The organism is Thermoactinospora rubra, assembly GCF_002093975.1.
GTDB lineage: Bacteria > Actinomycetota > Actinomycetes > Streptosporangiales > Streptosporangiaceae > Nonomuraea > Nonomuraea rubra_A.
Genome location: NZ_KZ084331.1, coordinates 129,581 through 156,160 on the forward strand (window position 1 = coordinate 129,581; position 26,580 = coordinate 156,160).

At 71.4% G+C, this 26,580-nt stretch carries 29 protein-coding genes and 2 riboswitches; of the genes, 10 read left to right on the top strand and 19 right to left on the bottom strand.

Features of this window, described 5'->3' with window-relative positions:
* Positions 1 to 79: 79 nt before the first annotated feature.
* Positions 80 to 637, bottom strand: coding sequence for an amino-acid N-acetyltransferase (locus tag BSB02_RS11680; RefSeq protein WP_206184633.1), 558 nt, complete (start codon positions 635 to 637; stop codon positions 80 to 82).
* Between the two features lie 241 nt (positions 638 to 878).
* Positions 879 to 1,010, top strand: a riboswitch (cyclic di-AMP (ydaO/yuaA leader).
* An 11-nt stretch (positions 1,011 to 1,021) separates the two neighbouring features.
* On the opposite strand from BSB02_RS11680, the gene BSB02_RS42955 reads away from it, so the two are divergent.
* Positions 1,022 to 2,017, top strand: coding sequence for a C40 family peptidase (locus BSB02_RS42955; protein ID WP_084958767.1), 996 nt, complete (start codon positions 1,022 to 1,024; stop codon positions 2,015 to 2,017).
* A 16-nt stretch (positions 2,018 to 2,033) separates the two neighbouring features.
* Here BSB02_RS42955 and BSB02_RS11690 read toward each other — a convergent pair whose 3' ends face one another.
* Both BSB02_RS11690 and lysX read right to left on the bottom strand, forming a co-directional pair.
* Positions 2,034 to 2,246, bottom strand: coding sequence for a helix-turn-helix domain-containing protein (locus BSB02_RS11690; protein ID WP_084958854.1), 213 nt, complete (start codon positions 2,244 to 2,246; stop codon positions 2,034 to 2,036).
* Between the two features lie 341 nt (positions 2,247 to 2,587).
* Positions 2,588 to 4,075 (bottom strand): bifunctional lysylphosphatidylglycerol synthetase/lysine--tRNA ligase LysX, encoded by a 1,488-nt coding sequence (lysX, locus tag BSB02_RS11695; RefSeq protein ID WP_084958768.1) that lies wholly within the window; start codon positions 4,073 to 4,075, stop codon positions 2,588 to 2,590.
* A gap of 132 nt (positions 4,076 to 4,207) precedes the next feature.
* Between lysX and BSB02_RS11700 the strand changes: the two genes are divergently transcribed.
* Positions 4,208 to 4,714 carry a hypothetical protein gene (locus BSB02_RS11700; protein WP_084958769.1) on the top strand — a complete coding sequence of 169 codons (507 nt, stop codon included), beginning with the start codon at positions 4,208 to 4,210 and terminating at the stop codon, positions 4,712 to 4,714.
* A gap of 51 nt (positions 4,715 to 4,765) precedes the next feature.
* On the opposite strand, the gene BSB02_RS11705 is transcribed toward BSB02_RS11700, so the two are convergent.
* Genes BSB02_RS11705 through BSB02_RS11725 form a run of 5 tightly spaced genes read right to left on the bottom strand, consistent with a single transcriptional unit; the run spans position 4,766 to position 10,753 of the window.
* On the bottom strand, positions 4,766 to 5,548 hold the full coding sequence (locus BSB02_RS11705; RefSeq protein WP_084958770.1) for a type III pantothenate kinase: 783 nt from the start codon (positions 5,546 to 5,548) through the stop codon (positions 4,766 to 4,768).
* Positions 5,548 to 8,094 (bottom strand): L-aspartate oxidase, encoded by a 2,547-nt coding sequence (locus BSB02_RS11710; RefSeq protein ID WP_084958771.1) that lies wholly within the window; start codon positions 8,092 to 8,094, stop codon positions 5,548 to 5,550. The genes BSB02_RS11705 and BSB02_RS11710 overlap by 1 nt, the downstream gene beginning before the upstream one ends.
* Before the next feature lie 57 nt (positions 8,095 to 8,151).
* Positions 8,152 to 8,931 carry a DUF4097 family beta strand repeat-containing protein gene (locus BSB02_RS11715; RefSeq protein WP_084958772.1) on the bottom strand — a complete coding sequence of 260 codons (780 nt, stop codon included), beginning with the start codon at positions 8,929 to 8,931 and terminating at the stop codon, positions 8,152 to 8,154.
* Positions 8,928 to 9,575 carry a response regulator gene (locus BSB02_RS11720; RefSeq protein ID WP_084958773.1) on the bottom strand — a complete coding sequence of 216 codons (648 nt, stop codon included), beginning with the start codon at positions 9,573 to 9,575 and terminating at the stop codon, positions 8,928 to 8,930. Before BSB02_RS11720 ends, BSB02_RS11715 begins: the two co-directional genes overlap by 4 nt.
* A complete protein-coding gene (locus tag BSB02_RS11725; protein ID WP_084958774.1) occupies positions 9,566 to 10,753 on the bottom strand; it encodes a sensor histidine kinase in 1,188 nt (395 codons plus the stop codon). Before BSB02_RS11725 ends, BSB02_RS11720 begins: the two co-directional genes overlap by 10 nt.
* A 138-nt stretch (positions 10,754 to 10,891) precedes the next feature.
* On the opposite strand from BSB02_RS11725, the gene BSB02_RS11730 reads away from it, so the two are divergent.
* Positions 10,892 to 11,536, top strand: a complete 645-nt coding sequence (locus BSB02_RS11730; RefSeq protein WP_084958775.1) for a DUF998 domain-containing protein — start codon at positions 10,892 to 10,894, stop codon at positions 11,534 to 11,536.
* A 29-nt stretch (positions 11,537 to 11,565) separates the two neighbouring features.
* On the opposite strand, the gene panD is transcribed toward BSB02_RS11730, so the two are convergent.
* Genes panD through BSB02_RS11745 form a run of 3 tightly spaced genes read right to left on the bottom strand, consistent with a single transcriptional unit; the run spans position 11,566 to position 13,727 of the window.
* On the bottom strand, positions 11,566 to 11,973 hold the full coding sequence (panD, locus tag BSB02_RS11735) for an aspartate 1-decarboxylase (protein WP_084958776.1): 408 nt from the start codon (positions 11,971 to 11,973) through the stop codon (positions 11,566 to 11,568).
* 51 nt (positions 11,974 to 12,024) lie between these two features.
* On the bottom strand, positions 12,025 to 12,846 hold the full coding sequence (panC, locus tag BSB02_RS11740; RefSeq protein ID WP_084958777.1) for a pantoate--beta-alanine ligase: 822 nt from the start codon (positions 12,844 to 12,846) through the stop codon (positions 12,025 to 12,027).
* Complete coding sequence (locus BSB02_RS11745; protein ID WP_084958778.1) at positions 12,837 to 13,727, bottom strand: Rossmann-like and DUF2520 domain-containing protein; 891 nt, start codon at positions 13,725 to 13,727, stop codon at positions 12,837 to 12,839. Before BSB02_RS11745 ends, panC begins: the two co-directional genes overlap by 10 nt.
* A gap of 888 nt (positions 13,728 to 14,615) precedes the next feature.
* Between BSB02_RS11745 and BSB02_RS11750 the strand changes: the two genes are divergently transcribed.
* Together BSB02_RS11750 and BSB02_RS11755 are read left to right on the top strand one after the other, a co-directional pair.
* A complete protein-coding gene (locus tag BSB02_RS11750; protein WP_084958779.1) occupies positions 14,616 to 15,605 on the top strand; it encodes an SAM-dependent methyltransferase in 990 nt (329 codons plus the stop codon).
* 32 nt (positions 15,606 to 15,637) lie between these two features.
* The gene (locus tag BSB02_RS11755; protein ID WP_084958780.1) at positions 15,638 to 17,005 is read left to right on the top strand and encodes an FAD-binding oxidoreductase; all 1,368 of its coding nucleotides are present in this window, start codon (positions 15,638 to 15,640) and stop codon (positions 17,003 to 17,005) included.
* On the opposite strand, the gene BSB02_RS11760 is transcribed toward BSB02_RS11755, so the two are convergent.
* Complete coding sequence (locus tag BSB02_RS11760) at positions 16,963 to 18,150, bottom strand: cytochrome P450 (RefSeq protein ID WP_084958781.1); 1,188 nt, start codon at positions 18,148 to 18,150, stop codon at positions 16,963 to 16,965. The genes BSB02_RS11755 and BSB02_RS11760 overlap by 43 nt on opposite strands.
* A gap of 9 nt (positions 18,151 to 18,159) precedes the next feature.
* Complete coding sequence (locus BSB02_RS11765) at positions 18,160 to 18,891, bottom strand: TerC family protein (RefSeq protein ID WP_084958782.1); 732 nt, start codon at positions 18,889 to 18,891, stop codon at positions 18,160 to 18,162.
* A gap of 98 nt (positions 18,892 to 18,989) precedes the next feature.
* Positions 18,990 to 19,105: riboswitch (SAM riboswitch) on the top strand.
* Between the two features lie 45 nt (positions 19,106 to 19,150).
* On the opposite strand from BSB02_RS11765, the gene BSB02_RS11770 reads away from it, so the two are divergent.
* A complete protein-coding gene (locus tag BSB02_RS11770) occupies positions 19,151 to 20,467 on the top strand; it encodes an aminotransferase class V-fold PLP-dependent enzyme (protein ID WP_084958783.1) in 1,317 nt (438 codons plus the stop codon).
* Here the strand turns inward: BSB02_RS11770 and BSB02_RS11775 are convergent.
* Positions 20,464 to 20,961, bottom strand: coding sequence for a DoxX family protein (locus tag BSB02_RS11775; RefSeq protein WP_084958784.1), 498 nt, complete (start codon positions 20,959 to 20,961; stop codon positions 20,464 to 20,466). The two genes, BSB02_RS11770 and BSB02_RS11775, sit on opposite strands and share 4 nt — an antisense overlap.
* Positions 20,962 to 21,064: 103 nt before the next feature.
* Between BSB02_RS11775 and BSB02_RS11780 the strand changes: the two genes are divergently transcribed.
* From BSB02_RS11780 to BSB02_RS11795, 4 genes are read left to right on the top strand one after another with little or no spacing between them, the layout of a single operon-like run.
* Positions 21,065 to 22,228: an NADH-quinone oxidoreductase subunit D gene (locus BSB02_RS11780; RefSeq protein ID WP_084958785.1), complete on the top strand. Its 1,164-nt coding sequence runs from the start codon at positions 21,065 to 21,067 to the stop codon at positions 22,226 to 22,228.
* On the top strand, positions 22,225 to 23,304 hold the full coding sequence (locus BSB02_RS11785; protein WP_206184634.1) for an acyltransferase family protein: 1,080 nt from the start codon (positions 22,225 to 22,227) through the stop codon (positions 23,302 to 23,304). The genes BSB02_RS11780 and BSB02_RS11785 overlap by 4 nt, the downstream gene beginning before the upstream one ends.
* 2 nt (positions 23,305 to 23,306) lie before the next feature.
* On the top strand, positions 23,307 to 23,561 hold the full coding sequence (locus tag BSB02_RS11790; RefSeq protein WP_143590506.1) for a hypothetical protein: 255 nt from the start codon (positions 23,307 to 23,309) through the stop codon (positions 23,559 to 23,561).
* Complete coding sequence (locus tag BSB02_RS11795; RefSeq protein ID WP_084958787.1) at positions 23,545 to 23,922, top strand: type II toxin-antitoxin system PemK/MazF family toxin; 378 nt, start codon at positions 23,545 to 23,547, stop codon at positions 23,920 to 23,922. The genes BSB02_RS11790 and BSB02_RS11795 overlap by 17 nt, the downstream gene beginning before the upstream one ends.
* Positions 23,923 to 23,926: 4 nt before the next feature.
* On the opposite strand, the gene BSB02_RS11800 is transcribed toward BSB02_RS11795, so the two are convergent.
* From BSB02_RS11800 to folP, 5 genes are read right to left on the bottom strand one after another with little or no spacing between them, the layout of a single operon-like run.
* The gene (locus BSB02_RS11800; protein ID WP_084958788.1) at positions 23,927 to 24,379 is read right to left on the bottom strand and encodes a DUF3180 domain-containing protein; all 453 of its coding nucleotides are present in this window, start codon (positions 24,377 to 24,379) and stop codon (positions 23,927 to 23,929) included.
* Complete coding sequence (gene folK, locus BSB02_RS11805) at positions 24,376 to 24,882, bottom strand: 2-amino-4-hydroxy-6-hydroxymethyldihydropteridine diphosphokinase (RefSeq protein WP_084958789.1); 507 nt, start codon at positions 24,880 to 24,882, stop codon at positions 24,376 to 24,378. Before folK ends, BSB02_RS11800 begins: the two co-directional genes overlap by 4 nt.
* The gene (gene folB / locus BSB02_RS11810) at positions 24,879 to 25,244 is read right to left on the bottom strand and encodes a dihydroneopterin aldolase (RefSeq protein WP_084958790.1); all 366 of its coding nucleotides are present in this window, start codon (positions 25,242 to 25,244) and stop codon (positions 24,879 to 24,881) included. Before folB ends, folK begins: the two co-directional genes overlap by 4 nt.
* The gene (locus BSB02_RS11815; protein WP_084958791.1) at positions 25,241 to 25,678 is read right to left on the bottom strand and encodes a nuclear transport factor 2 family protein; all 438 of its coding nucleotides are present in this window, start codon (positions 25,676 to 25,678) and stop codon (positions 25,241 to 25,243) included. The genes folB and BSB02_RS11815 overlap by 4 nt, the downstream gene beginning before the upstream one ends.
* Complete coding sequence (gene folP / locus BSB02_RS11820; RefSeq protein WP_084958792.1) at positions 25,675 to 26,526, bottom strand: dihydropteroate synthase; 852 nt, start codon at positions 26,524 to 26,526, stop codon at positions 25,675 to 25,677. The genes BSB02_RS11815 and folP overlap by 4 nt, the downstream gene beginning before the upstream one ends.
* Positions 26,527 to 26,580 lie beyond the last annotated feature (54 nt).

The window sequence follows — 26,580 nt, forward strand, 5'->3', positions numbered from 1 at the left end:
TGTGCATCTCGCACATGTCAGGACACATGCGTGCTGTTGCCAAACGTATCGGCATAGGTATCGACAATCACCTTTTCTCTTAGTCAACACCATCGCCTTTTGCCGGTAGATGCAGCAGCATGCGCGTGTTGCCCAGGGTGTTGGGTTTGACGTGCTCGAGGTCGAGGAACTCCGCCACACCCTCGTCGTAGGAGGCCAGGAGCTCAGCGTAGACCTCGGGCGAGACCGGTGTGCCCTGGATCGGGCGGAATCCGTGGCGGGCGAAGAAGTCGACTTCGAACGTCAGGCAGAAGACCCGGCGCAGGCCGAGTTCGACGGCGGTGTCGATGAGCGCGGATACGATCTTGTGGCCGATTCCGAGCCCTCGGTACTCGGGGTCGACCGCCACCGTGCGGATTTCGGCGAGATCTTCCCAGAGGACATGGAGCGCGCCGCATCCCACGACCTTTCCGTCGCGTTCGGCGACCCAGAATTCCTGCACGTCCTCGTACAGGGTGACCATCGCCTTCTCCAGCAGGCGCGGCCCCGCGCCCGCATAGGTGTCCACCAGGCGCTTGATCGTGCGGACGTCCGCCGTGCGGGCGCGCCGCACGACGGTCTGGACGTCACGCATGGCGGGCTCGGCGACCTGCTCCATGGGACATCAGCGTACAGACCCCATATCGGCCGGGCCGTAACCCGCATCGGCCACCTCAGCGCCCCCTTGGTTCACGACCCCACCAAAGCATCGTAAACTCCGCATAACGCCCGGCTGGTCCCGGGTGCGTGTGATCGTGTCGTGACTCATCGGTTGCGAAACCTCTACGGGCTTCGCAGTTCCGGTTGAGCACGAACTGATCGTGCACTAGTGTCCAGCGACGAAATCCCTTCGCGATCCGCGCAGGGAGGCGCCCAATCCCCCACGGGGAGCCGGGGAACCACCGCACCAAGGGGTGAATCCGAGCGCTGCTCGGTAGGGCTGCTCCGGCCCGAACCCGACAGCTAACCCGGTCGGCGCGAGGAAAGGAGAGGTGGCTGGTTGGTGAAGCGAGCGTGCGACCGTGCCGCCCGCCGGCGGCTCACCGCCCTACCGGCGGCGCTCGTCGCCCTGGTCTTCGTCTTCTTACCCGCAGCCGCGTCCGCCGATCCCAAGCCCTCGCTGAAGGAGCTCGCGGCGCAGGCGGAGCAGCTGCACACCGAGATCGAGCAGCTCACCGAGCAGTTCAACGGCCAGCGGGAGAAGCTGCGCGCCGCCGAGAAGACCGCGGCCGCCGCGCAGAAGACCCTGAGCACGCGGCGAGCCGAGCTGGAGGAGCGGCGGCTGCAGGCGATGCGGATGGCCCAGAACGCCTACATCAACGGCGGGCTGGAGCGCGCCCTGGCGCTCGCCCAGTCCGACGACCCCGACACCTTCCTCGACCGGGCGGCCACCGCCTCCGCGATCGAGGAGGAGCGCAGCCTCCAGCTCAAGGAGGTCGCCCAGGCCATGGCCGCCGCCGAGCAGGCCGAGCGGGCAGCGGACCAGCACATCCGGCAGGTCAAGCAGCTCGTCTCCGACCTGCAGGCGCGGCGCGAGAAGATCATCGGCCTCGTCGCCAAGGTCGAGAGCCGGCTCTACCGGCAGGCGCTGAACCAGACCTCCAGCGGCGGCCGCGCCGTCCGCGTCAACCTGCCGATCATCGGCAAGGGCAAGGCCGCCGAGGCCGCCAGGTGGGCCCTGACCCAGCAGCTCAAGCCGTACGTGTGGGGCGCCGAGGGGCCCAACTCCTACGACTGCTCGGGCCTGGTCATGGCGGCCTACCAGAAGGTCGGCATCAACCTTCCGCACTACACCGGCGACCTGTGGACGGCCGGCAGGCACATCTCGCGCGAGGAGCTGCGTCCCGGTGACCTGGTGTTCTTCTACAACGACCTGCACCACGTGGGCATCTACGTGGGCGGCGGCCTGATGGTCCACGCGCCGCGCACCGGCGACGTGGTCCGCGTCGCCCCCATCGCGAACCGGCCGTACGCGGGAGCCGTACGGATCGCCGACTAGAGCCGGTTAGAACCGGCTAGATCAGCTGCCGCCGGGCCGCCCAGGCGACCGCCTCGATGGCGGTCGCCACCCCGATCCGGTCGCAGATCACGCGCAGCCGCCTGCGCACGGTACGCCCGCTGACATCCAGCCTGCGCCCGACCCGGTCGACCGTGTCCCCCCTGGCCAGTCCGGCGAGCAAGGCGAGGTCTGCGCGGCTCAACTCGACGCTCTCGCTGAGCGGATCCATCAGGAGCCTCCCCCCAACAGCACGACTCTGCGGCGTCTCGGCCCGAGCGAAGCCGCTCGTCTCGGTGACGGTAAACGGCGGAGGATGGGCCGTCAAGCTCGCGGATCTCCGCACTTGACACGTTCCATTGACCTGCGCGTGGCTATGTGAAGGACTGGCGATGCGGGTGGCGCCAATGGGACGGGCGGGCCAATCTCGACAGCGCCTCTGACAGCGCCGGGCCGGCGCTCAGGACAGGTTGCCGTACCGGCTCCTGGCCTCCTCCACCCCCGCGCACCCCCGCAATGGCTCCCCCCCCCCCCCCCGCCCGGGGGGNGGCGCGGGCGCCTGGTGCCCGTGCCCTAGTGCGTGGGCTTGACCAGCGGGAAGAGGATTGTCTCGCGGATGTTCTTGCCGGTGAACGCCATGATCATCCGGTCGATGCCCGCGCCCATGCCGCCCGTGGGCGGCATGCCGTACTCCAGTGCCTGGAGGAAGTCCTCATCGAGCTGCATGGCCTCCGGGTCGCCCCCGGCGGCCAGCAGCGACTGCTCCACCAGGCGCTGGCGCTGGTCGATGGGGTCGGTCAGCTCCGAGTAGGCGGTGCCGAGCTCGGTGCCGAAGCCGATGAGGTCCCACTTCTCGGTGATCAGCGGGTTGTCGCGGTGCTTCCTGGCCAGCGGGGAGGTCTCCAGGGGGTAGTCCATGACGAAGGTCGGCTGGATGAGCGTGTGCTCGACCAGCGCCTCGAACAGCTCCTGGACCAGCTTGCCCTGCCCCCACTTGGGGTCCCACGGGACCTCGCGCTTGTCGGCGAACTTGCGCACCTGCTCCAGCGGCGTCTCGGGGGTGACCTCCTCGCCCAGGGCCTCAGAGACCGCCCCGTAGAGGGTGATCCGGGGCCACACGGGCAGGCCGAGGTCGACCTCGACGCCGTCGTGGACGACCACGGTGGTGCCCAGCGCGGCGACCACGGCCTTCTGGTACATGCGCTGGGTCAGGTCGGCCATGTCGTTGTAGTCGAGGTAGGTCCCGTAGGCCTCGACCATGGTGAACTCGGGGTTGTGGGTGGAGTCCGCGCCCTCGTTGCGGAAGTTGCGGTTGACCTCGAAGACCTTCTCGATGCCGCCCACGACCAGCCGCTTGAGGTAGAGCTCGATCGCGATGCGGAGGTAGAGCTCCATGTCGTAGGCGTTGATGTGGGTCTTGAAGGGCCGCGCCGCCGCCCCGCCGTGGATGGGCTGCAGCATCGGGGTCTCGACCTCGAGGTAGCCCTCCTCGTGCCAGAAGTCCCGCACGGCGCGGACCGTGGCGCTGCGCACGCGGGCCATCTTGCGCGCCTCGTCGTTGACGATGAGGTCGACGTAGCGCTGGCGGACCCGCGCCTCCGGGTCGGTCAGGCCGATGTGCTTCTCCGGCAGCGGGCGCAGGCACTTGGCCGTCATCACCCAGCGGTCGGCCAGGACCGACAGCTCGCCGCGGCGTGAGGTGATGACCTCGCCCTCGACGCCGATGTGGTCGCCGAGGTCGACGTCGCGCTTCCAGGCCGCCAGGGCCTCCTCGCCGACCTTGTCGAGCGAGATCATGACCTGCAGGTCGCCGGTGCCGTCGCGCAGGGTGGCGAAGCACAGCTTGCCGCCGATGCGGTTGAGCATCACGCGGCCCGCCACGCCGACCCTGTCGCCGGTGGCGGTGTCAGGAGCCAGGTCGGTGTATTTCTCCCGGAGCTCGGCGTTGGTCACCGTACGCGGAAAGTTGACCGGATAGGGGTCGACGCCCTCCGCGCGAAGGCGGTCGAGCTTCTCCCGCCGGACGCGCATCTGCTCTGGAAGTTCCACCTGCTCGCTCACAAGACCCAAGAGTAGGGGATTTGGCGGACTGCAAGCGCTCGTAGGCGGCCTGCAGGGTCGGTGAAAGCGGCTGCGGCTACCAATGAGCCATGGAGTTCGGGGCCGCCGGACCCAGGGAATCAGGGAGAGATCATGATCAAGAAGATCGCCGTCGGGCTCGTCGCGGCCGCCGCCGCCTCCACTCTCGCCGCCTCGCTCCCCGCGGCGGCCAGCGCCGCCACCGCCGCCTCCCCCACCTACGACTACCAGGACTGGTGGGGCCCGTACTTCTCCAAGTACCACCTGGCCAAGGCCGAGGGCAAGATCAAGGTGAACTGGCACGAGTACGGCGAGGAGAACTCCGTCCACGTCTACGGCAAGCTGTGGGACCTGGACAAGCGCACCTACGGCGAGGGCGGCAAGTGCGCGTACGTCAAGTTCCAGGTGACCTACCTCGGTGAGGACGAGTACGACTGGGACCAGGTCTACGCCAAGAAGCACTGCAACTACGGCACCTACAAGAAGTTCCACTTCGAGGAGGACGACGTCGCCAAGGTGCGGGTGAAGGTCTGCCAGTTCGACCCGTACAAGCACTACGTCACCAAGTGCGGCAAGTGGGACTACCTCTACAGCTACGAGCCCCACCACGAGGAGCACTGACCCTCCGGCCGAAGGCCCTCCCGCGCTGCTCGGGGAGGGCCTTCTCCTATGTCAGCCCGTGTTGCGGCGGTAGATGAGCCGCAGCCCGATCAGCGTCAGCCACGGCTCGTGGATGTCGATCGACTTGGCCTCGCTGACCACCAGGTGGGCGTGGCCGCCCGTGGCCACGACGGTCACGTCGTCGGGGTCGTCGGCCAGCTCGGCGGCCATCCGCTCGACGATGCCGTCGACCAGGCCGGCGAAGCCGTAGATGATGCCGGCCTGCAGCGCCTCGACGGTGTTCTTGGCGACCACCGAGCGGGGGCGGATCAGCTCGACCTTGTGCAGCTGGGCGCCCGCCGCGGCCAGCGCGTCGATCGAGATCTCGATGCCGGGGGCGGTCACCGCGCCGACGTACTCGCCCTTGGCCGACACCGCGTCGAAGGACGTGGCGGTGCCGAAGTCGACGATGATGCACGGCCCGCCGTACTGGTCGATGGCCGCCAGCGCGTTGACGATCCGGTCGCTGCCGACCTCCTTGGGGTTGTCCATCCGGACCGGGACGCCCGTGCGCACGCCCGGTTCGACGACGACCGCGGTGACGTCGCCGTAGTAGCGGCGGCACATGTCGCGCATCTCGTTGAGGACCGAGGGGACCGTCGAGCAGATGGCAATGCCGGATATATCGGCGTTTTTCAGGAGCGGGGACTGGCCGAGCAGCCCCTGGAGCAGGACGGCGATCTCGTCAGCGGTACGGCGGGCGTCGGTCGCCAGCCGCCAGTGCTCGATCACCTCGTCGCCCTCGAAGAGGCCGAGCACCGTGTGGGTGTTGCTGACGTCGATCGTGAGCAGCATCAAGCCCCCCGAAGGTCCAGTGCGATGTCGAGCGCCGGCGCCGAATGCGTCAGAGCCCCGACCGCGAGGTAGTCCACGCCAGTTTCGGCCACGGCCCGGGCGGTTTCCAAGGTCAGCCCGCCACTCGCTTCGAGGCGTGCCCGCCCGTTCACGATCCGTACGGCTCGCGCCGTCTCCTCGACCGTGAAGTTGTCCAGCAGGATCTCCTCGGCGCCTGCGGCGAGCAGCGGCTCGATCTGGTCGATGCGGTCCACCTCCACCTCGATGGGCAGCCCGGGATACCGCTCGCGCACCGCCCGGAACGCCTCGGCCACGCCGCCCGCGGCCACCACGTGATTGTCCTTGATCAAGGCGGCGTCCGACAACGACATCCGGTGGTTCACCCCGCCGCCCGCCCGCACCGCGTACTTCTGCAGCGCCCGCAGCCCCGGCAGGGTCTTGCGGCTGTCGCGCACCCGCGCACCGGTCCCCTCCAGCGCCTCAGCCCACCGGGCCGTCTGGGTGGCGACGCCCGACAGGTGGGTGAGCAGGTTCAGCGCGGTCCGCTCGGCGGTCAGCAGGCTCCTGGTCGGCCCCTCGACGGTCATCAGCACCTCTCCCGCGCCGACCCGCTCGCCGTCCTTGACCTTTCTCTCGGTACGGCTCACGCCCAGCACGGCGAAGACCGCCTCGGCCACGGCCAGGCCGGCCACCACGCCGCCGGCGCGGGCGACCACGTCGCCGGTGGAGCGGTGCCCCTCGGGGATGGTGGCCAGGCTGGTGACGTCCCCGGCCTCCTGCAGGTCCTCCTCCAGCGCGCGGTCGATCACCCGCCGCACGTCGGCGGGATCCAGCCCGAGGCCGCGCAGCTCGGCGGCGAGCGCGGCGGGGATCCCCGCGCCGGTCATGCCGGTGTCGGTCATGCCGGTGTCGGTCATGCCAGTGTCGGTCATGGGGGCCTCCTCGTTCGCGGCATGCGGGACGAGGCTCAGCGCGAGCCCGTCCTCGGTCAGCGTGATGTCCAGATGCCCGAGCCAGCGCTCGTCATCACGCTCGGGCCAGTCCTCGCGCCAGTGCGAGCCCCTGGTCTCCTGGCGCACCCGGGCGGCGGCCACCAGCGCGGCGGCGACGGTCAGCAGGTTGGTCGCCTCCCACGACTCCACGCCGGGCTCGACGGGGATCGGGGTCCAGCGGGCGTCGGCCAGCGCCCGGGCGGCCGCGGTGAGCGACTCGGCGCTGCGCAGCACGCCCGCCCCCCGGCTCATGTGGGCCTGGATCCTGGGCCGGACGCGCGGGTCGATCAGGCCCGCCCCCGCCCGGTCCGGCACCGGCTCGCCGGGCGCCGGCCGTACCCGGGCGATGTCCTCGGCGATGCGCTCGCCGAAGACCAGGCCCTCCAGCAGCGAGTTGGAGGCCAGGCGGTTGGCGCCGTGCACGCCGGTGCAGGCGACCTCGCCGCAGGCGTACAGGCCGGGCACCGACGTGCGGCCCCGCAGGTCGGTGCGGACGCCGCCGCTGGCGTAGTGGGCGGCGGGCATGACCGGGACGGGCTGGGTGACCGGGTCGATGCCGTGCTCGCGGCAGACGGCGTAGATCGTGGGGAAGCGCGTGCGCCACTTGTCCTCGCCGAAGTGGCGGCCGTCCAGGTAGACCTGGCCGGGCCGGCGCATGATGGCCTTGGCGACCACGTCGCGCGGCGCCAGCTCGTCGGTGAAGCGGTCGCCGTTCTCGTCGATCAGGAAGGCGCCCTCGCCGCGGACGGCCTCGGAGATCAGCGGCAGCTGGCCGGTGGCCTCCGTGCCCAGCCACAGCACGGTCGGGTGGAACTGCACGAACTCCAGGTCCCTGACCACCGCCCCGGCCCGCAGCGCCAGCGCCACCCCGTCGCCCGTGGACACCGCGGGATTGGTGGTGGCGGCGTAGACCTGGCCCATGCCGCCGGTGGCCAGCACGACCGCCCGCGCGCGCACCGCTCCCACCCCGTCGCGCGTGCCCTCGCCCATGACGTGCAGGGTCACCCCGGCCGCCCGGCCCTCGGCGTCCTTGAGCAGGTCCAGCACGAGCGCGTGCTCGATCACCTCGACGCGGTCGTGCCGGCGCGCCTCCTCGATGAGCGCCCGCTGCACCTCGGCGCCCGTGGCGTCGCCTCCGGCGTGGACGATCCGGTTGCGCCGGTGCCCGCCCTCGCGGGTCAGCTGCAGGCTGCCGTCCGGGTCGCGGTCGAACCTGGCGCCGCGCTCGATGAGCCGCCGCAGCGCGCCGGGCCCCTCCGTCACCAGGGCCCGTACGGCTCGCGCGTCGCACAGCCCGACCCCGGCGGCCAGGGTGTCCTCGAGGTGCTCCTCGGGCGAGTCCGCCGGGTCGAGCACCGCCGCGATGCCGCCCTGGGCCCACCGGGTGGAGCCGGCGGACAGCACGTCCTTGGTCACGACCAGGACGCGGGCGGCGGGGTCGAGGTCGGCGTGGCGCAGGGCCACCGTGAGGCCCGCGATGCCGGAACCGACGACGACCACGTCGGCCGCGACGGTCCAGCCGGGATCGGGCGCCGTGAGCTTCAGGGGAATCATGGAGGTCCTTTCGTCACCATGACGATAACGCCCTCCGCGCCGCGCCCCTTCCCGGGGTCAGTGGATGAGCAGGCTGCCCCTGGCCACCCGGGCGGTGATCGTGCTGGGCGCGACGTCCCCCACGGGCACCCTGACGCGCTTCCTGCCGCTCGTGACGTCGGCGTTGACGCGGTAGACGCCCTCGTCGGGCAGGTCGAGGGCGATGGAGCCGTCCAGGATCACGGCGGAGACGTTCGACGGCACGCGCACGAAGGCCAGCGTGAGATCTCCCGCCCGCCCCTGGACGTCCACCTCGGAGCAGCGCAGCCCGGCGGCGAGCACCTGACCCACCTCGGTCCGCACCGTCAGGTCGCCGGAGGCGTCGCTCACCGTCACGTTGCCCTGGTTCGCGAACAGCCGCAGGTCGCCCTGGACCCCGGAGACGTCCACGTCGCCGTCGTCGGACACCACCTCCAGGTCGACGTCGGAGGGGACGCGGATGCGGTAGTCGGCCCTGCACAGCACCCAGCCCGGGCCGGGGGGCTCGGGCGGGCAGCCCAACGTGATCGTGAGGGCGCCGTCGCGCCAGGACTCCTTCGCGGTGGGGCGGAAGCGATCCCAGCTCACGGCCCGCTCGACCGTCACCTCCCCGTCTCGGCCGGCCATCACCTCGATCTCACCGTGGCCCTCCCTGGCGTCCACGATCAGCTTCCGCGCGGTCAGCGAGTAGCGCTGGCGGTTGTACTCCTGCTTCTCCGGCGGGCTTTCCAGCACCGTCCAGCCGATGAAGCAGCCGATCCCGATCGTCAGCACCGTGGCCACGGCGCCCCAGGCGCGCCAGGTCGAGCGGGAGCTCACCGGCCGGACTCCAGGAAGCGCAGGACCGCCAGGACCCGGCGGTGGTCCTGGCTGTCGGAGCTCAGGTCGAGCTTGGTGAAGATGTTGTTGATGTGCTTGGCGACCGCGCTCTCGGTGATGACCAGGGCGGCCGCGATGCCGGCGTTGGCGCGGCCCTCGGCCATCAGCCGCAGCACCTCCAGCTCGCGCGGGGTGAGCCGGTCGAGCGGCCCGGAGTTGCCCCGCACCAGCAGCTGGGCGACCACCTCCGGGTCGAGCGCGGTGCCGCCGGCCGCCACGCGGTTGACGGCCTCCAGGAACTCGGTCACGTCGGCCACCCGGTCCTTCAGCAGGTAGCCGACGCTGCTGGTCGCGGTGGCCAGCAGCTGGGTGGCATAGCGTTCCTCGACGTACTGCGAGAGCACCAGCACCGCCAGGCCGGGCCGCTGGCGCCGCAGCACGAGCGCGGCGCGCAGCCCCTCGTCGGTGTGCGTGGGCGGCATGCGCACGTCGGTGATGACCAGGTCGGGCTCGTGCTCCTCCACCGCGCGCAGCAACGCCTCGGCGTCCGTCACCGCCGCGACGACCTCGATGCCGGCCGAGGCCAGCAGCTTGACCAGGCCCTCGCGCAGCAGGACGGAGTCTTCTGCGAGGACTACGCGCATGGCAGCTCCACGGTGATGGTTGTCGGTCCCCCAGGGGGGCTGTCGATGTCGAGGGTCCCGTCGACGGAGCCCACCCGCTGGGCCAGGCCGCGCAGCCCGCTGCCCGCGCCCGGCTTCGCGCCGCCCCTGCCGTCGTCGGTGATCCGCAGGCGCAGCCGGTCGCCCTCGCGGACCACCTCGATCTCGGCACGGGCGGCCCGCGCGTGCTTGGTGATGTTGGTCAGCGCCTCCGACACCACGAAGAAGGCGACGGCCTCGATCGCGGGGGCCGGGCGGTCCTTGACGCGGACGCTCAGCCGTACCGGGAGGGGGACCCGGGCCGCCAGGCCCGACAGCGCCGCGTCCAGGCCCTGCTCGGTGAGGATCGCCGGGTGCAGGCCGCGCACCAGGTCGCGCAGCTCCTTGACCGCCTGCTTGGCCTCCTCGTGCGCCTCGGCGATGGCCTGTCTGACGGGCTCGGGCGCGTCGGTGAACTGGGCGCGGGCCATGCCGAGGTTCATGGCCAGGGAGACCAGGCGCTGCTGGGCGCCGTCGTGCAGGTCGCGCTCGATGCGCCTGCGCTCGGCGTCGGCGGCGGCGACGACCTCGGCCCGGCTGGCCGCCAGGTTCTCCACCTTGTGGGAGAGCTCCTCGCTGCGCGTGGGACCCATCAGCACGCGCGCCGCCGCCAGGTCCAGCCGCGTCGTCAGGTGCGCGATCCAGGGCGCGGCCACCAGGAGGAGGATCCCGAAGAGGGTCAGGACCGCCAGGACGCGGTCCGGCTGGGGGCTCCACAGCGCGCAGGTGGCCATGACGAGCCCGCCCGACCAGGCGCCCGCCACGAGCGCGAAGCCGAGGACGCCGACCACGGGGGCCACCAGCAGGTGGTAGCAGAGCAGGCGCCAGGTGTCGGCCCGCCGCCACGCGAACACCCCGGTCGGCGCGGCGGGCGGGGGCAGCTCCGCGCCGAGGAAGGCGTCGAACCGGGAACGCTGCCATCCGGCGTAGACGTGCGCCCGGCGCATCAGCCTGCGCAGGAGGGCGCGCGCGGGCAGGAACGTCCAGCTCAGCAGCAGGGCCAGCGCCAGATGCACGAACACGGCGACGGCCGGCAGCAGCGACGTGGGCAGGCCGACCACCGCGTGCGCGGTCTCCAGCCAGGTACGCGCCGACCAGGGCGGACGCCATCGGTTCGCCATCACAAGGCCCCACCGTATTACCTGCTCATGACCTGTTCGATACAGGCTGATCCCGTGTCGGAGGTGGAGCAGGCTGCACCCCGGGACGGGCACGCGCGGGAGTGACCGCGAACCCTCGCGCCCGGAAGGCTCGAGCCCATGACGATCGCCTCCCCGCTCTCCCTCGCCCGCCTGGCCTGCCTTGGGCTCGTCCTCACGGCCGCGCCGACCATGCTCGGCCACGTGGACGCCGACAGCCGGCTGACCGCCTTCGGCCACACGATCAGCGACTACGCCGTCGCGGACCTCCATGGGCCGGTGACCGCGGGCATGTACCTGGCCGCGGTCGCGTCGCTGGCCCTGCTGGCCGGGTTGCGCCGCATGCGCGCGCCGGTCACGCGAGCGGCCGCCTGGCTGCTGGCCTCCTGGAGCGGGTTCCTCCTGGTGGCGGCGATCGTGCCGACCGACCCGCTGGGCGTGGAGCTGACCGCCACGGGTTACGTCCACCGGTACGCCTCGGCCGCCGCTTTCGTGTCGTTGCTGGCGGCATGCCGGCTCATGAGCCGCTCGCTGAGGGCCGACGCGCGGTGGCGGGACCTGAGCGCGCCCGTCCAGGGGCTGACGCTGGCCGCCGCGGTGAGCGGCCTCGCCATGGTGGCGACCGCCTACTTCGGCGACCGCGTGCTCATCGGGCTGGCCGAGCGGGCCATGGCCGCCTTCGCCGTCGCCTCGCTGGTCCTGCTGGCGCTGCGAGCGCTCAAGCTCGCCGCACGGCCCGCTCCGCGCTTCGCCCTGGCCGTCTAATGCACTGTGTCTAATGCACCGTGTCGTGTCTAATGCACCGTGTCGCCGCGCAGGGTGCCCTCCACGGGCGCGGCCGGGTCCGCGCCGAGCTCCACGATGCGGTTGTCGCGGTCCACGTGGACGATCCGCGGCTTGAACTCGCGGGCCTCGGCGTCGTCGAGCATGCCGTACGTGATGATGATCACGAGGTCGCCCGGCGAGACGAGCCTGGCCGCCGCGCCGTTGGCGCCGATGACGCCGGAGCCGCGCGGCCCCGCGATGGCGTAGGTGACCAGGCGGTTGCCGTTGTCGATGTCGACCACGTGGACCTGCTCGCCGGGCAGGATGCCGGCGGCGTCCATGAGGTCCTCGTCGATGGTCAGCGATCCCACGTAGTGCAGGTCGGCCTGGGTCACGGTGGCCCGGTGGATCTTGCCCGTGAGCATGGTCCTGAGCATGTGCGGTTCACCTTTCGCCGGTCGCGCCGCCCCCTCGGGCGTGCACGCCATCTACAGCTCCAGAAGAACGTTATCGATGAGCCGGGTGGTTCCCACACGGGCCGCCACCGCGAGGACGGCGGGGCCGTAGTAGGAGTCATCGACCTCGGCGAACGTCGCCGGGTCGACGAGCACACAGTAGTCGACCTGGAGCGGGGCCCGCTCCAGCACGGCACGCGCGGCGGCGAGCACCGCCGACGGCGCGCGCTCGGCCTCCCCCGCCCGCAGCGCGCGGGACAGCGCCAGCGCGATCTCCCGCTCCTGCGGTGACAGGTAGCGGTTGCGGCTGGACAGGGCGAGCCCGTCGGGCTCGCGGACCGTGGGAGCCCCGACGATCTCCACCGGGACGTCGAGGTCGGCGACCATGCGCCGGATGAGCGCGAGCTGCTGGGCGTCCTTCTGGCCGAACACCGCCACGTCCGGCTGGACCAGGTTGAAGAGCTTGAGCACCACGGTCAGCACGCCGTCGAAGTGGCCGGGGCGGAAGGCGCCCTCGACGATCGTGCCCATGTGGCCGGCCGAGACGCTCACCTGCCGGTCCGGCGGGTACATCTCCTCGGCCGAGGGGGCGAAGACGACTCCGACGCCCTCGGCCGCGCAGACCTCGAGGTCCGCGTCGAACGTCCGGGGATAGCGGGAGAAGTCCTCGTTCGGCCCGAACTGCAGGGGGTTGACGAAGATGCTCACCACGACCTGGTCGGCGTGCTCCTTGGCCAGGCGTATCAGCGAGCGGTGCCCCTCGTGCAGCGCGCCCATCGTGGGCACCAGCGCGACCCGCCCCTCGCCCCGCGCCTTGCGCAGCTCCTCGCGTGTGCGGGCGACGATCACGTCCATATGTTCCCTCCGAGCGCGTCCAGGAGGCGCTCGGCGGCTTCGGGCTTGAGCAGCCCGGCGGCGAGCGCCCGGTCCGCGGTGAGCCTAGCGAGCGCCACGTAGGCGTCGGCGGCCTCGGGCGCCGCCACGATGAGCGCGTCGATGTGCTTGCGCACCGTGCCCGCGTCGCCGCGCACGACCGGGCCGGTCAGCGCGGAGATGCCCATCCGCAGGACGTTGTCGAGCGCCGCGCCCAGCAGCGGCCCCAGCATGCGGCCCGGGTGCTCCACGCCGATCTTCGCCAGCAGCTCGGAGGACTCCGCGATCAGCGTGACCATGTGGTTGGCGGCCCCGGCCAGGGCGGCGTGGTAGAGGGCGCGGTCGCTCTCGTCGATCCACACCGGATCGCCGCCCATCTCGATGACCAGCGCCTCGGCGATGGGCCTGACCGGCTCGGGGGACGTCACGCCGAAGGAGCAGCCGGTGATCCTCGTCAGGTCGTCGTCCCGGCCGGTGAAGGTCATCACCGGGTGCAGGGCCAGGGGGACGGCGCCCACGCGGGTCGCGGGTTCGAGTACGGCCAGGCCGTACGCGCCGCTGGTGTGGGCCAGGAGCTTGCCGTGCAGGTCGGCGCCGGTGGCCGCGAGGCCGGCGACCAGGTCGGGCAGCGCGTCGTCGGGCACGGTCAGCAGGACCAGGTCGGCGCTGCGGACCACCTCATCGGGCGGCACCGGCGTGACGCCCAGCCGTTCGGCCGCCCAGTGCCGGGACCGGTCGGACACGCCGCTGGCGGCCACCACCCGGTGTCCCGCCGTGGCCAGCGCCGCGCCCAGCGCGGAGCCGACCTTCCCCGCGCCCAGCACGCCGACGGCCAGCCTCCCCGGCCTGTCCCCTGCGTCCATGCCGACCAGGGTAACGGTCGCGCACGCCGTGACCTACGGCGCCCAGCCACCACACGAGTGACCTACGGCGCCCAGCCACCACGCGAGGGGCGCGGCCCGGCCTGGCCGCGAGGGGCGCGACCCGCTCTGGACTGAGGAGCGGTGAGGGCGCCTCAGCGCCCTCACCGCGACGAGGGAAGAGCGGGTCCATGGGCGCCCCGAGCCGTCGCGCCTTGGCGCGACCATTCGACACAGCGGAGCGGTGAGGGCGCCTCAGCGCCCTCACCGCGACGAGGGAAGGCCGGGCCTTTCTGGCGCCCCTCGCACGGAGCGCCGAAGGCGCGACCAATAAACACAGCACACCTTTGCCGCGCGTTGAGGTAGTGCAAATCCGGCAAGGGCATACAAACAGTGCACCCCCTGTCGGATTTCGAGTACGAAAGAAGGGGAACCGCACGGCAGCGGGCGCCGCGCTCCACGTTACAGCGACGCCCGCACCGACGATGTGCTACCCGTGGGGTGCCCCGGCCGACACAGCCGCCGACTGATCGGCCGGAAGTCCCAGCCGCCTACCGGCGACCGCCGCCGTCTCCTTGAGCCCGTAAGGCTCCTCTCCGTGACTCCTCCGCTCCCGAAGGGAGCGGCTTCTCGCTTCCCTCTGCTGAGGTAGGCGACGGACAAGCCCTGCCCGATTCGAACAAGAAAACTATAACAGGGAAGCGATTCCCCTGCCGGGCGAACCCGGCAGTCCCCTCACTAGGTCTTATGGGGTGCTGGACAGTTCGCGCCGGTACGGCCGGCCCATGGGGGTGGGCCGGTAGCCGTCCGATCGCAGCGCGTAACGTTAGCGCAAGACAACTACAAAGAGTAGCCATACAAACGCAAGACGTGTCATGAGATAGTGATCTCATGTGGCTCGGCTGGCGCGCGGCCATGGAACGCGCCCTCTACGGCGAAGAAGGCTTCTACCTGCGCGAACGTCCTTCGAGCCACTTCCGCACCTCCGTCAGCGCCTCGCCGGTGTTCGCCGAGGCCGTCCTCGCCCTGCTGCGCCGCGTCGACGAGGAGCTGGGCCGGCCGGCGAGCCTCGACCTGGTCGACGTGGGCGCCGGGGAGGGCACGCTGCTGCGGCGGGTACTGGAGGAGGCGGACCCGGGCCTGCGGGCGCGCCTGCGCGTCACCGCCGTGGAGCTGTCGAAGCCGCCCCCCGGCCTGCCCGAGGAGATCGCCTGGCGCCAGGCCGTCCCCGATGGCGTCACCGGGCTGGTCGTCGCCAACGAATGGCTCGACAACGTCCCCCTCGACGTGGCCGAGCTCGCCCCCGACGGGCCGCGCCTGGTGCTGGTCGATCCCGCGACGGGTGACGAGAAGCTGGGCGACCCGGTGAGCGGCGCCGACCTCGAGTGGCTGGAGCGCTGGTGGCCGCTGTCGCGCGTGGGCGCGCGGGCGGAGATCGGCCGGACGCGGGACGAGGCCTGGGCCGGTGTGGTGGGCCGTCTGACGAGGGGTACGGCTGTGGCCGTCGATTATGCACATGCTGTGGATAACCGCCCGCCGTGCGGCACGCTCACCGGCTACCGCGACGGCCAGGTCGTAGCGGCCATACCCGACGGGACCTGCGATATCACCGCGCATGTGGCACTCGACGCATGTGCCGCGGCGGGCGAGAGCGCGGGTGCGATATCCACAGAGTTGTCCACACAGCGCGACGTCCTGCGGTCCTTGGGGATCACCGGGACCCGGCCGCCGGTGGAGGCGGCGCTGGACGATCCGCGCGGCTACCTGAGGGCGCTGGCCCGCGCGAGCGAGGAGGCCGAGCTCGTCGATCCGGCGGGGCTGGGCGGCTTCGGCTGGCTGACGCAGAAGGTGGCGCGTGCCGTACGTGGTTCTCCCAGCTAGCAGCCGGTCCCGGGGCGTTTCACGATGGCACCATGTCGTACGCAGCAGAGCCCAGCGGCCTCGCCAGGCCGGGCGAGCCGGCCTACGCGGGCCTGTGCTCGGCCTGGAACGCCTCGATAGTCCACCAGCCCGCCTGCGCGCTGGCGGCGCGTTCCGCCGAGCACGTCGCCGAGGCGGTCGCGTTCGCGGCCGACCGCGGGCTGCGCGTCCGGGTGCAGGCCACCGGGCATGGCGCCCTGCGCGCCGCGTCCGAGGAGGAACTGCTCATCGACACCTCCGGCCTGGCCGGCGTGGCCGTCGAAGGCGACACCGCCCTGATCGGTCCCGGCGCGAAGTGGCGGCACGTCATCGACGCCGCGCACCCGCAGGGGCTGACGGGCCTGGTCGGCACGGCCAGCGACGTGGGCGTGGTCGGCTTCAGCCTGGGCGGCGGGCTGAGCTGGTTCAGCCGGCGTTACGGCCTGGCCTGCGACGCCATCGTGGAGGCGCAGGTCGTCACCGCCGACGGCCGCCTGCGCTGGATCGACGAGCACCGCGAACCCGAGCTGTTCGAGGCGCTGCGCGGCGGCGGCCCCAACTTCGCCGTGGTCACCGCGTTGCGTACCAGGCTGTTCCCGATTCCCGAGATCTACGGCGGGACGCTGTTCTGGCCGGTGGCGGCCATGCGGGAGGTGCTGGAGGGCTACCGCGACTGGGCGCGCGACGTGCCGCGCGAGGTCGGCTCGGCGGTGGGCGCCCTGCACGTGCCCGACGCCCCGTTCGTGCCCGAGCACATCCGCGGCCACTCGTTCGCGCGGATCTGCGTGTGCCACTCGGGGCCGGACTTCGGCGAGGTGGACAGGCTGCTCGCCCCGCTCAGGGCCGTTCCCGGGCTGCTGGCCGACACGGTCAGGCCCATGCCGGTCACCCAGATCGACGACGTGGCCCAGGACCCGGTGGACCCCGTGCCCTTCATGCTCCGCGCGGAGATGCTGACCGAGATCGACGACCGGCTGATCGGCCACCTGGTGGACGTCGCTCCCCGGGACGCCGCGCCGTACCTGCTGATCTTCATCAGGCACCTCGCGGGCATGCCGCGCCCGTCCGGCCCGCGCGGCGGCCTGGCGTGGTGGCAGGGCGACTTCGTCATCGAGGCGGTCAGCCTGCTGCCCAGCGTGAGCATGGCGGCGCCGATCAAGGCGTTCGGCGACCGGCTGTCCAACGCCGCGTCGGCGGTGGCGACCGGCTACGCGCCGCTGAACTTCATCGGCAATCCCGAGGAGGTCGGGCTGGCCTTCACCCCCGAGTGCGCCCGGAGTCTGGTGGAGCTGAAGAAGCGCTACGACCCGACGGACATGTTCGGCGGCGACCGCCTGCTTCAGACCTCGACCTCCAGGGAGCGCAGGCCCCTGATGATGTAGCCGGGCTTCCACTGCGGCTCGCGCACCAGCTCCAGCTTCGGCGCCTCGCGCAGCAGCGTGCCGAAGGACTCCGCCAGCTCGATCCTGGCCAGCGGCGCGCCCAGGCAGAAGTGGATGCCCGCGCCGAAGGAGATGTGCGGGTTGTCCTTCCTGCCCACGTCGAGGCGGTCGGGGTCGTCGAACACCTCGGGGTCGCGGTTGGCCGACCCGAACAGCAGCGCCACCTCCACGCCCCTGGGGATGCGCACTCCGCCGACCTCGATGTCCTCCAGCACCCACCGCTCGAACATCTGCAGCGGCGTGTCCCACCGCATCAGCTCCTCGATCGCGGTGGGCAGCAGGCCCGGGTCCTCGCGCAGCCGTTCCAGCTCGCCGGGGTTGCGCAGCAGCGCCCACCAGCCGTTGCCGGTCACGTTGACCGTGGCCTCGTGTCCGGCGTTGAGCAGCAGCACGCAGGTGCCGATCAGCTCGTCCTCGGTCAGCTCCTCGACCTGGGTGAGCGCGCTGATCAGGTCCTCGCCGGGGTCGCTCCGCCGTTCGCGCGACAGCGTCCTGAGATAGCCGGCGAACTCCTGCGCCGCCCGCACCGCCGTGTGCTGCGCCTCCAGCGTGGGGTTGAGCTCGTACATCCCGCAGATGTCGGCCGACCACGGGCGCAGCAGGTGGCGGTCGGCCTCCGGCACGCCCAGCATCTCGGCGATGACCGTCACCGGCAGCGGCTCGGCCACGTCGGCGATCAGGTCGCCGCCGCCCTTGGCCACGAAATCGGCCACCAGCCGCTCGGCGATCGCCCTCACCCGGGGCCGCAGCGACTCCACCATCCTGGGCGTGAACGCCTTGGACACCAGCCGCCGCAGCCGCGTGTGCACGGGCGGCTCGACGTCGAGCATGCCCGCCCGGATCACGCGCCAGAACGGCTCCTGGAACTCCGGCTCCGGCTCGCGCCCGAACTCCTCGTGCGTGGCCACGTGAAGGTAGGACCGGCCCAGGCGGCGGTCCCTGAGCAGGGCGTTGACGTCCTCGTAGCGGGCGATGAGCCACTGGCCGGTCGGCTCGAAGAAGCTGACCGGCCGCTCCCGCCTCAGCTCGGCGTAGACGCCGTACGGATGGGCGACGAAATTCGGATCCCAGGGGTCAAAGCGCACGATCGCATCTTATTCCGCCTGCTGGCGGGCGGCCTGCCTGGCCCGCACCCGGATGTTGAGCAGCTCCACGACGAGGGAGAACGCCATCGCGAAGTAGATGTAGCCCTTGGAGATGTGCTGGCCCAGCCCGTCGGCGATGAGCACCACGCCGATCAGCACGAGGAACGCCAGCGCCAGCATCTTGATGCTCGGGTGCCGCTCCACGAACCGGCTGATCGGCCCGGACGCGACGAGCATCACGATGACGGCGACGACCACGGCCGCGACCATCACGCCGATCTCCTCGACCATCCCGACGGCGGTGATCACGGAGTCGAGCGAGAAGACGATGTCCAGCAGCATGATCTGGACGATCACGGAGGCGAACGAGGCCGCCCTGGCCCGGGGGCCGTTCTCGTCGGCCTTCAGCTCCATGCTGTGCCCGATCTCGATCACGCTCTTGCCCAGCAGGAACAGCCCGCCCAGCAGCAGGATGAGGTCACGTCCCGAGATCTCCTGGCCGAAGACCGAGAACAGCGGCTCGGTCAGCCGTACCACCCACGCCAGGCCCAGCAGCAACGCCAGGCGGCTGATCAGCGCGGCCGCCAGGCCCAGCACCCGGGCCCGGTCGCGCTGGTGCTCGGGCAGCTTCCCGGCCAGGATCGAGATGAAGATGATGTTGTCGATGCCGAGGACGATCTCCAACGCCACCAGGGTGAAGAACCCGATCCAGATCTCCGGGTCGGCTACCCAGTCCCACATGGTCTACCTCCTTGCTCATCAGGCACACAACGATCCTCGGTGGCGAGAAGTTCGCGATTTGCGTCCGACGGGTGCCGGTGGGTTATAGTCGCTCGCAAGGTCATGAGTGCCAGCGCACAGCCCCGGCTTGCTGGCCGGCAACCCTCGCGTCCGCGGCGGGGTGCCCCGGGTGAGGACCTGGTCCGTCACGAGGTGTGGCGGGCAAGCGCGGGCTCCGGACGCACTCCTGGGGTCCGATGACGACCTCCGGAGGTGTGCCGTGTCCACGTTGACGATCTTCAACTCCACTCCCGCCCCCGCTCCCGCCGCCGCGCCGGCCGTCGCGCCCGGCGAGCGCCCGCTGCCCGCGGTGCTGGGGGCCGACCTGGAAGTGCCGGTGCGCGGCGGCAGGCTGGTGCCCTACGCCAACCTCGACTACGCCGCCAGCGCCCCCTGTCTGGAGCCGGTCAGCGCGGCCGTCGCCGCCGCCCTGCCGGCCTACTCCAGCGTGCACCGCGGCGCCGGGTACGCCTCCCAGCTCACCACCGCCCGCTACGAGCAGGCACGCCACACCGTCCGCGCCTTCGTCGGCGCCCGCCCCGGCGACGCGGTGATCTTCACCCGCAACACCACCGACGCCACCAACCTGCTGGCCCGCTGCCTGCCCGACGGCACCACCGTGGTCGTCTTCGACAGCGAGCACCACGCCTCGCTGCTCCCCTGGCCCCACGCGGTACGGCTGGCGCCGCCCGCCTTCCCCGGCGAGGCCGTCCGCGCCGCCGACGAGACGCTCGCCGAGATCGAGGGCCCCAAGCTCCTCGTCGTCACCGCCGCCTCCAACGTCACCGGCGAGCTGTGGCCCATCGCCGCCCTGGCGCACATCGCCCACCGGCACGGCGCGCGCATCCTCGTCGACGCCGCCCAGCTCGTCCCCCACCGCAGGCTCAACCTCACCGCGCTCGACCTCGACTACGTCGCCTTCTCCGGGCACAAGCTCTACGCCCCCTTCGGCGCGGGCGTCCTCGTCGGCCGCCGCGACTGGCTGTCGGCCGGCGAGCCGTACCTCAAGGGCGGCGGCGCGGTCCGCTCGGTCGGCTCCAGCGAGAACGGCGAGAGCGTCGAGTGGCACGAGGACGCCGAGGCCCGCCACGAGGCCGGCACCCCCAACGTGCTGGGCGCCGTCGCCGTCGCCGCCGCCTGCGACGCCCTGTCGGCCACCGGCTGGACCCCTCTCGTGCGGGCCGAGGAGCGGCTGCTGGCGCGGCTGCGCGCCGGGCTGGCGACCATCCCCGGCGTCCGCGAGCTGTCGCTGTGGGGGCCCGACCATCCCCGCGTGGGCATCGTGTCCTTCGTCGTGGACGGCTACACCGCGCGGGAGGTCGCCGAGGCGCTGTCGGCCGAGTACGGCATCGGCGTGCGCGACGGCAAGTTCTGCGCCCACCCGTTCGTCCGGCACCTGCTCGGCGCCTCCGACGGCGGCTGCGAGGACGGTACGGCCTCCGCCGTACGGGCCTCCATCGGGCTGGGCACCACCGAGGAACACGTCGATCGCCTCCTCGCCGCGCTGCGTGACCTGACCTCCCGCCGGTCCTGCTAGTCCCGCTTGTCGCGCCCGTTCTCCTCCTCCAGCAGCCGGTCGATCTCGGCGCTCTCCTCGTCGGCGGGGCGGCGGTGCCTGCCGCCGCTCCGCCGCAGGGCCACGAAGGCCCCGTCGGCGCCGAGGCGCCCGCCGCCCGTGGCCACCAGCAGCAGGCAGCCCGCGCCCAGCGCGCCGGCCAGCTCCCACCCGTTGTCCTGGACGAAGATCCCGTGCCCGGCGTGGACGAACACGATCGCGCCGATCGCCACCACGACCAGCACGAACGCGGCCAGCCGTACCAGAAGGCCCACGACCAGCAGGGAGCCGCCGACCAGTTCGGCGACCATCGTGAACATGGCTGCCGACCGCGGCCAGGGCACGCCGGCCTGGATGAACATCGCCTCCGTCGGGCCCAGCCCGCCGCGCCACCGCTGCCAGCCGTGCGCGGCGAAGACCACCCCGATGGTCACCCGGGCCACGAGGAGCGCGAGATCCCGTGGAAGCTTCCTCATGGCCCACTCCTCCCCACGTCATCAGGCGGGATGCGGTCCTTGTCGTTCCTTGACCCGAGGGCCCGGCTGGATCACCGCCACCTCGGGTGGCAGCATGGGCCGTATGACAGAACGGGTGGTCGGCATCGGAGCGGGTGCCGACGCGGTCGGCTCCGGCAAGGAGCTGGCCACCGAGGACATGATCCTCAACATCGGCCCCCAGCACCCCTCCACGCACGGCGTGCTCAGGCTCAGGCTCACCCTCGACGGCGAGCGCATCGCCACCGCCGAGCCGATCGTCGGCTACATGCACCGCGGCGCGGAGAAGCTGTTCGAGGTGCGCGACTACCGGCAGATCATCATGCTGGCCAACCGCCACGACTGGCTGTCGGGCTTCGCCAACGAGCTCGGCGTCGTCCTGGCCGCCGAGCGCATGCTGGGCATGGAGGTGCCCGTGCGGGCGGTGTGGGCGCGCACGCTGCTGGCCGAGCTCAACCGCGTCCTCAACCACCTGATGTTCCTCGGCTCCTACCCGCTGGAGCTCGGCGCGATCACCCCGATCTTCTACGCCTTCAACGAGCGCGAGCGGATCCAGGCCGTCATGGAGGAGATCTCCGGCGGCCGCATGCACTACATGTTCAACCGCGTCGGCGGGCTGAAGGAGGACCTGCCCGCCGGCTGGCTCGGCCGCGTCTCGGCCGCCGTGGCCGAGGTACGGCGGCGCGTCCCCGACATCGAGAACCTCATCCTCGGCAACGAGATCTTCCTGGCCCGCACGCGGGGCGTCGGCGTGCTGACCCGCGAGCAGATCATGCAGTACGGCGTGAGCGGCCCCGTCGCCCGCGCCTCCGGCGTCGACTTCGACCTGCGCCGCGACCAGCCGTACCTGGCCTACCACGAGCTGCCCGTCAAGGTCGTCACCAGGACCGCCGGCGACTGCCACGCCCGCTTCGAGGTGCTCTTCGAGCAGCTGAAGGTCTCGCTCGACCTCGCCGAGCGGTGCGTGGAACGGCTGCGCGAGCTGCCCCCCGGCCCCATCAACCAGCGCCTGCCCAAGGTGCTGAAGGTGCCGGAGGGCCACACCTACGCCTGGACCGAGAACCCGCTGGGCATCAACGGCTACTACCTGGTCTCCAAGGGAGACAAGACGCCGTGGCGGCTGAAGCTGCGCTCGGCCTCCTACAACAACATCCAAGTGCTGCGGGAGCTGCTGCCCGGCCACCTCGTCGCCGACATGATCGCCATCCTGGGGTCGATGTTCTTCGTCGTGGGTGACATCGACAAGTGAGGGACCGCTACGTCGACTGGCTGCGCGCCCTCAGCCTGATCGTGGTCGTCGTGTGGCACTGGGCCTTCACGATCCTGCAGTGGGAGCCCGACGGGCCCATGCCGACCAGCCCGCTCGGCTTCACCTCCGGGCTGTGGATCCTCACCTGGCTGCTGCAGGTGCTGCCGCTGTTCTTCTACGTCGGCGGCCACGTCCACCTGCTGTCGTGGGAGCGCGCCCGCGCCCGGGGGACCGGCCTCGGCGGCTTCGTCTGGCGGCGCATCCGCTCCCTCGCCGTGCCGGCGCTGGCGCTCAGCGCGGTCTGGATCCTCATCGGCGTCGCGGTCACCCTGGCCTTCGACGTGTCGTGGATGCCGCGCGTCGTGCTGCTCGTGCTCAGCCCGCTGTGGTTCCTGGCCGTCTACCTCATCCTCATCGCGCTGCTGCCCGTCGCGCTGTGGTTGCACCGCCGCTACGACGTGCTGGCGCTGATCTGGCTCGGCGGGACGGCGCTGGTCGTCGACATCGTACGGCTGCGCTACGGCGTCGAGTGGGCAGGCTGGCTCAACATGATCGTAGTCTGGGGGCTGGCGCACCAGGCCGGCTTCTTCTACGAGCGGGTCGTCCTGCTGCCCCGGCGCTACGACTTCGCGATCCTGTGGACGGGGCTTTTCGGGCTGTTCGGGCTGGTGTACTCCGGCATCTACCCGGGCTCGATGGTCGGCGTGCCCGGCGACAAGTGGTCCAACATGGCCCCGCCGACCTTCGTCATCGTCGCGCTGCTGGTCTTCCAGATCGGGCTGGTGGAGGTGCTGCGGCCGACCATGGAGCGCGTGCTCGACCGGCCACGCTGGAAGAAGGTCAACGAGACCATCAACCGGTACGCGCTGCCGCTGTTCCTGTTCCACACCACCGGCATGGCCATCGCGCTGGGCATCTCGTGGTGGCTGTTCGGCACGATCGGCACGAACGTCCCGCCGAACCTGTATTGGTGGCTGGAGCGGCCCATCGCGATCCTGGGACCGCTGCTGTGCACCGTGCCGGTCATCGCGCTGTTCAACCGGCGCCGCGGTGAACGCCCACGCGTCCACTCGTGATCATGCATTTTCTGCATACTGATGCGATGGCTGTCATCCGTGCCACAGATCGTGCGCATGCCGGGCTGCGCCGGCTGGCCAAGCAACGGCATGTCTCCATGGCCGCACTCCTTGAAGAGCTGGTCGAGCGTGCCGAAGCCGAAGAGTTCTGGGGCAGCTTCGGCGCCTATGTCGAAGCGGAGCCGGGCATGCTCGACGACCCGGAGACCCACGGTTGGATGATCACGCCGGCTCCGCTGGATGAGGACGCCCGGTGAATTTCAAGATCATCTCACGGGGGACATCTGGTGGGCCGAGCAGGGCTCCCCCGATGGAAACGTTCAGGGATATCCGCGTCCGGTCCTGGTGGTCTCGGCCGACGAGCTCCATCGGATCAGCCGTGGAGCGCTCGCCTGGGTGCTGCCGATCACATCACGTAAGAGAGGCTGGGCGGGCCATGTCCGCATCGAAGCCTGCGCCTCGACCGGGCTCGACGTCGCGAGCTACGCAATGTGCGAGCAGCTCCGCGTCTTCAACGCCCGCGACTGGCTTCTCCGGAGGATGGGCGCAGCGCCCGAGGAGGTGATGCAGGCCGTGGAACGGGCCATCATCCGGATCGGAGGCCTGAGGACCGTCTAGGCCCTCAGTCGCGCTCGCCCTGCGGCGACTTGGGCACCTTGCAGCAGTTCTCCAGATACAGCGCCGCGCACACCAGGATCACGCAGGCCAGGAACGAGCCCGTCGTGACGAAGAACTCCCGCCGCGGCGTGTCCTGCGACAGCAGTTGCGCCGTGTGCAGCGCGAAGCCCCCGAAGACGCCCGCGAAGGCGGCTCCGCCGTACGCGGAGGCCTTGGCCAGCGCGGCCGAGCGGGCCACCGACAGCGGCTCCACCGGCTTGGTGCCCGGCTTGCGCGCGATCCTCGCCTTGGTCGTCCAGCCCGTGTAGGCCTCCCCCAGCGCCAGCAGCAGCACGGTGGGGATCGCGGTCCACGGCACGAGCGGCAGCTCCGAGTAGAACTGCCGCACCAGCAGGTAGCTCAGGAGCGCCGTGACGACCAGGAGACCGACCAGGACGGCCGGCCGCGTGGGCCTCAAGCCGGCCCCTGCAGCTTCATGTCGGGGCGCAGCCGTACCCCCTGCTGGTCCAGCCCCTTCAGCAGCTCGCAGACGGGCCCGTGGCCGGGCAGCACGCCGTCGGGGTCGATCTGGCACCACGGCACCAGCACGAACGCCCGCTCGTGGGCGCGCGGATGCGGCAACGTCAGCTCCGGGTCGTCCATGACCAGATCGCCCACCGCGACGAGGTCGACGTCGAGCGTGCGCGGCCCCCAGCGCTCCTCCCCCCGCACCCGGCCGAAGGCGGTCTCGATGCTCTGCGCCCGCTCCAGCAGCGTGTAGGGGTCGACGGTGGTGTCGGCCAGCACGATCGCGTTCAGATACGGGCGCTGGCCCGCCGGGCCGCCCACGGGATCGGTCTCATACACCGGCGAGACGGCGATGTACTCCAGCCCCGGCGCGTCGAACAGGGCGTCGACCGCGCCCTGGAGCGTCTGGAACCGGCGGCCGAGGTTGCTGCCGAGAGAAAGGACGGCCTTCATGAGCGGCTCCGCCTGATGGTCACGATCACATCGTCGAACGGCAACGGTATCGGAGCGGCGGGCTTGTGGACGCTCACCTCGACCTCGCGCACCAGGTCGTTGTCGAGGCACACGTCGGCCAGCCGCTGCGCGAGCGTCTCGATCAGCTCGACCGGACCGCCCTCCACGACCTTGACCAGCGCCTCGGCCAGCTCGCCGTAGTGGACCGTCCTGGTCAGGTCGTCGTGGGCGGCGGCGGGACGGGTGTCGAGGAAGAGGGACACGTCCAGCACGAACTCCTGGCCCAGCTCACGCTCGGCGGGCAGCACGCCGTGCCGCCCACGCGCGCGCAACCCCCGGAGCGTGATCCGATCAAGTGTCAAAGCTCGCCTTCCTCCTCCTCCTCGTCCCCCTGCAGCACCGGCGAGCCGTGGTGCATCCACATCCGCCACCCGTCCGGGGTGCGGATGTAGACGTTGCTGGCCACCACCTTGCCCGCGGCGAAGCTGGCCTCCCCCTCGTCCCCCGCGGTCAGGATGTTCTCCACGCAGGTCAGCACCGCCACGTCACCCAGGATGCTGGTCTTGACGTCGGTCAGCACGAACTGGATGTAGGTCGTGTTCGCCATGATCAACGCCCACGACCGCAGCACCTCCGCGCGGCCCGCGAGCAGGGACCAGCCGGGGTGGACGCACGTGACCTGGCCCTGGAGCGTGTCCTCCGCCCAGATCTCGGTCATCTTGTCCAGGTCGCCGGTCTCGATGGCGGTGTAGAAGGCCTGGTTGACCGTCTCGACGGCCGCGGTGTCGACGCTCATGGCGCCACCTGCGCCCGCTTCCAGGCCGCGGCCACGCGCACGGCGTCGGCGTTGGCGGGCACCTCGTGGACCCGCACGCACCACGCCCCGGCGTGCGCCGCGAGAGCCGTGACGGCCGCGGTGGCGGCGTCGCTCTGGGAGAAGGGCCGCGGCTGCCCGTCCGGCCCGGCCAGCAGCCTGCCCAGGAAGCGTTTGCGCGAGGCGCCGATCAGCAGCGGGAAGCCCAGCTCGCGCAGCTTGTCCAGGCCGGCCAGCAGCGCCCAGTTGTGCTCGGCCGTCTTGGCGAAGCCCAGCCCGGGATCGAGGACGACCTGCCGCTCCGAAACGCCCTCCGCCAGCACCATCGCCACCCGCTTGGCCAGCTCCTCGCGCACCTCGGCCACCACGTCGGAGTAGACGGCCCGCTTGTCCATGTCGTGGCTGTGGCCCCGCCAGTGCATCACGACGTACGGCACGCCGGACGCGGCCACCACGCGCGGCATGTCGGGATCGGCCAGCCCCCCGCTCACGTCGTTGACCAGGCTCGCACCCGCCTCGACCGCCGCCTGCGCCACCTCGGCCCGCATCGTGTCGACGCTGACCACCACGCCCGCGGCGCTCAGCCTCCTGATGACCGGGACGACCCTGGCCAGCTCCTCCTCCAGCGACACCCGGGCCGCGCCGGGCCGGGTGGACTCCCCGCCCACGTCGACCAGGTCGGCGCCCTGCTCGGCCAGCTCCAGGCCGTGGCGGACGGCCGCCTCCTCGTCGAACCACAGGCCGCCGTCGGAGAAGGAGTCGGGAGTGACGTTGACCACGCCCATGACGAGGCACCGCTCCTCGGCTGGCAATCCCGGCACGCTCATCATGTGCCCAAGCCTAGGCGCTGTCGCGGGGCGGACACCGGGCGGGTCCTGACTTGG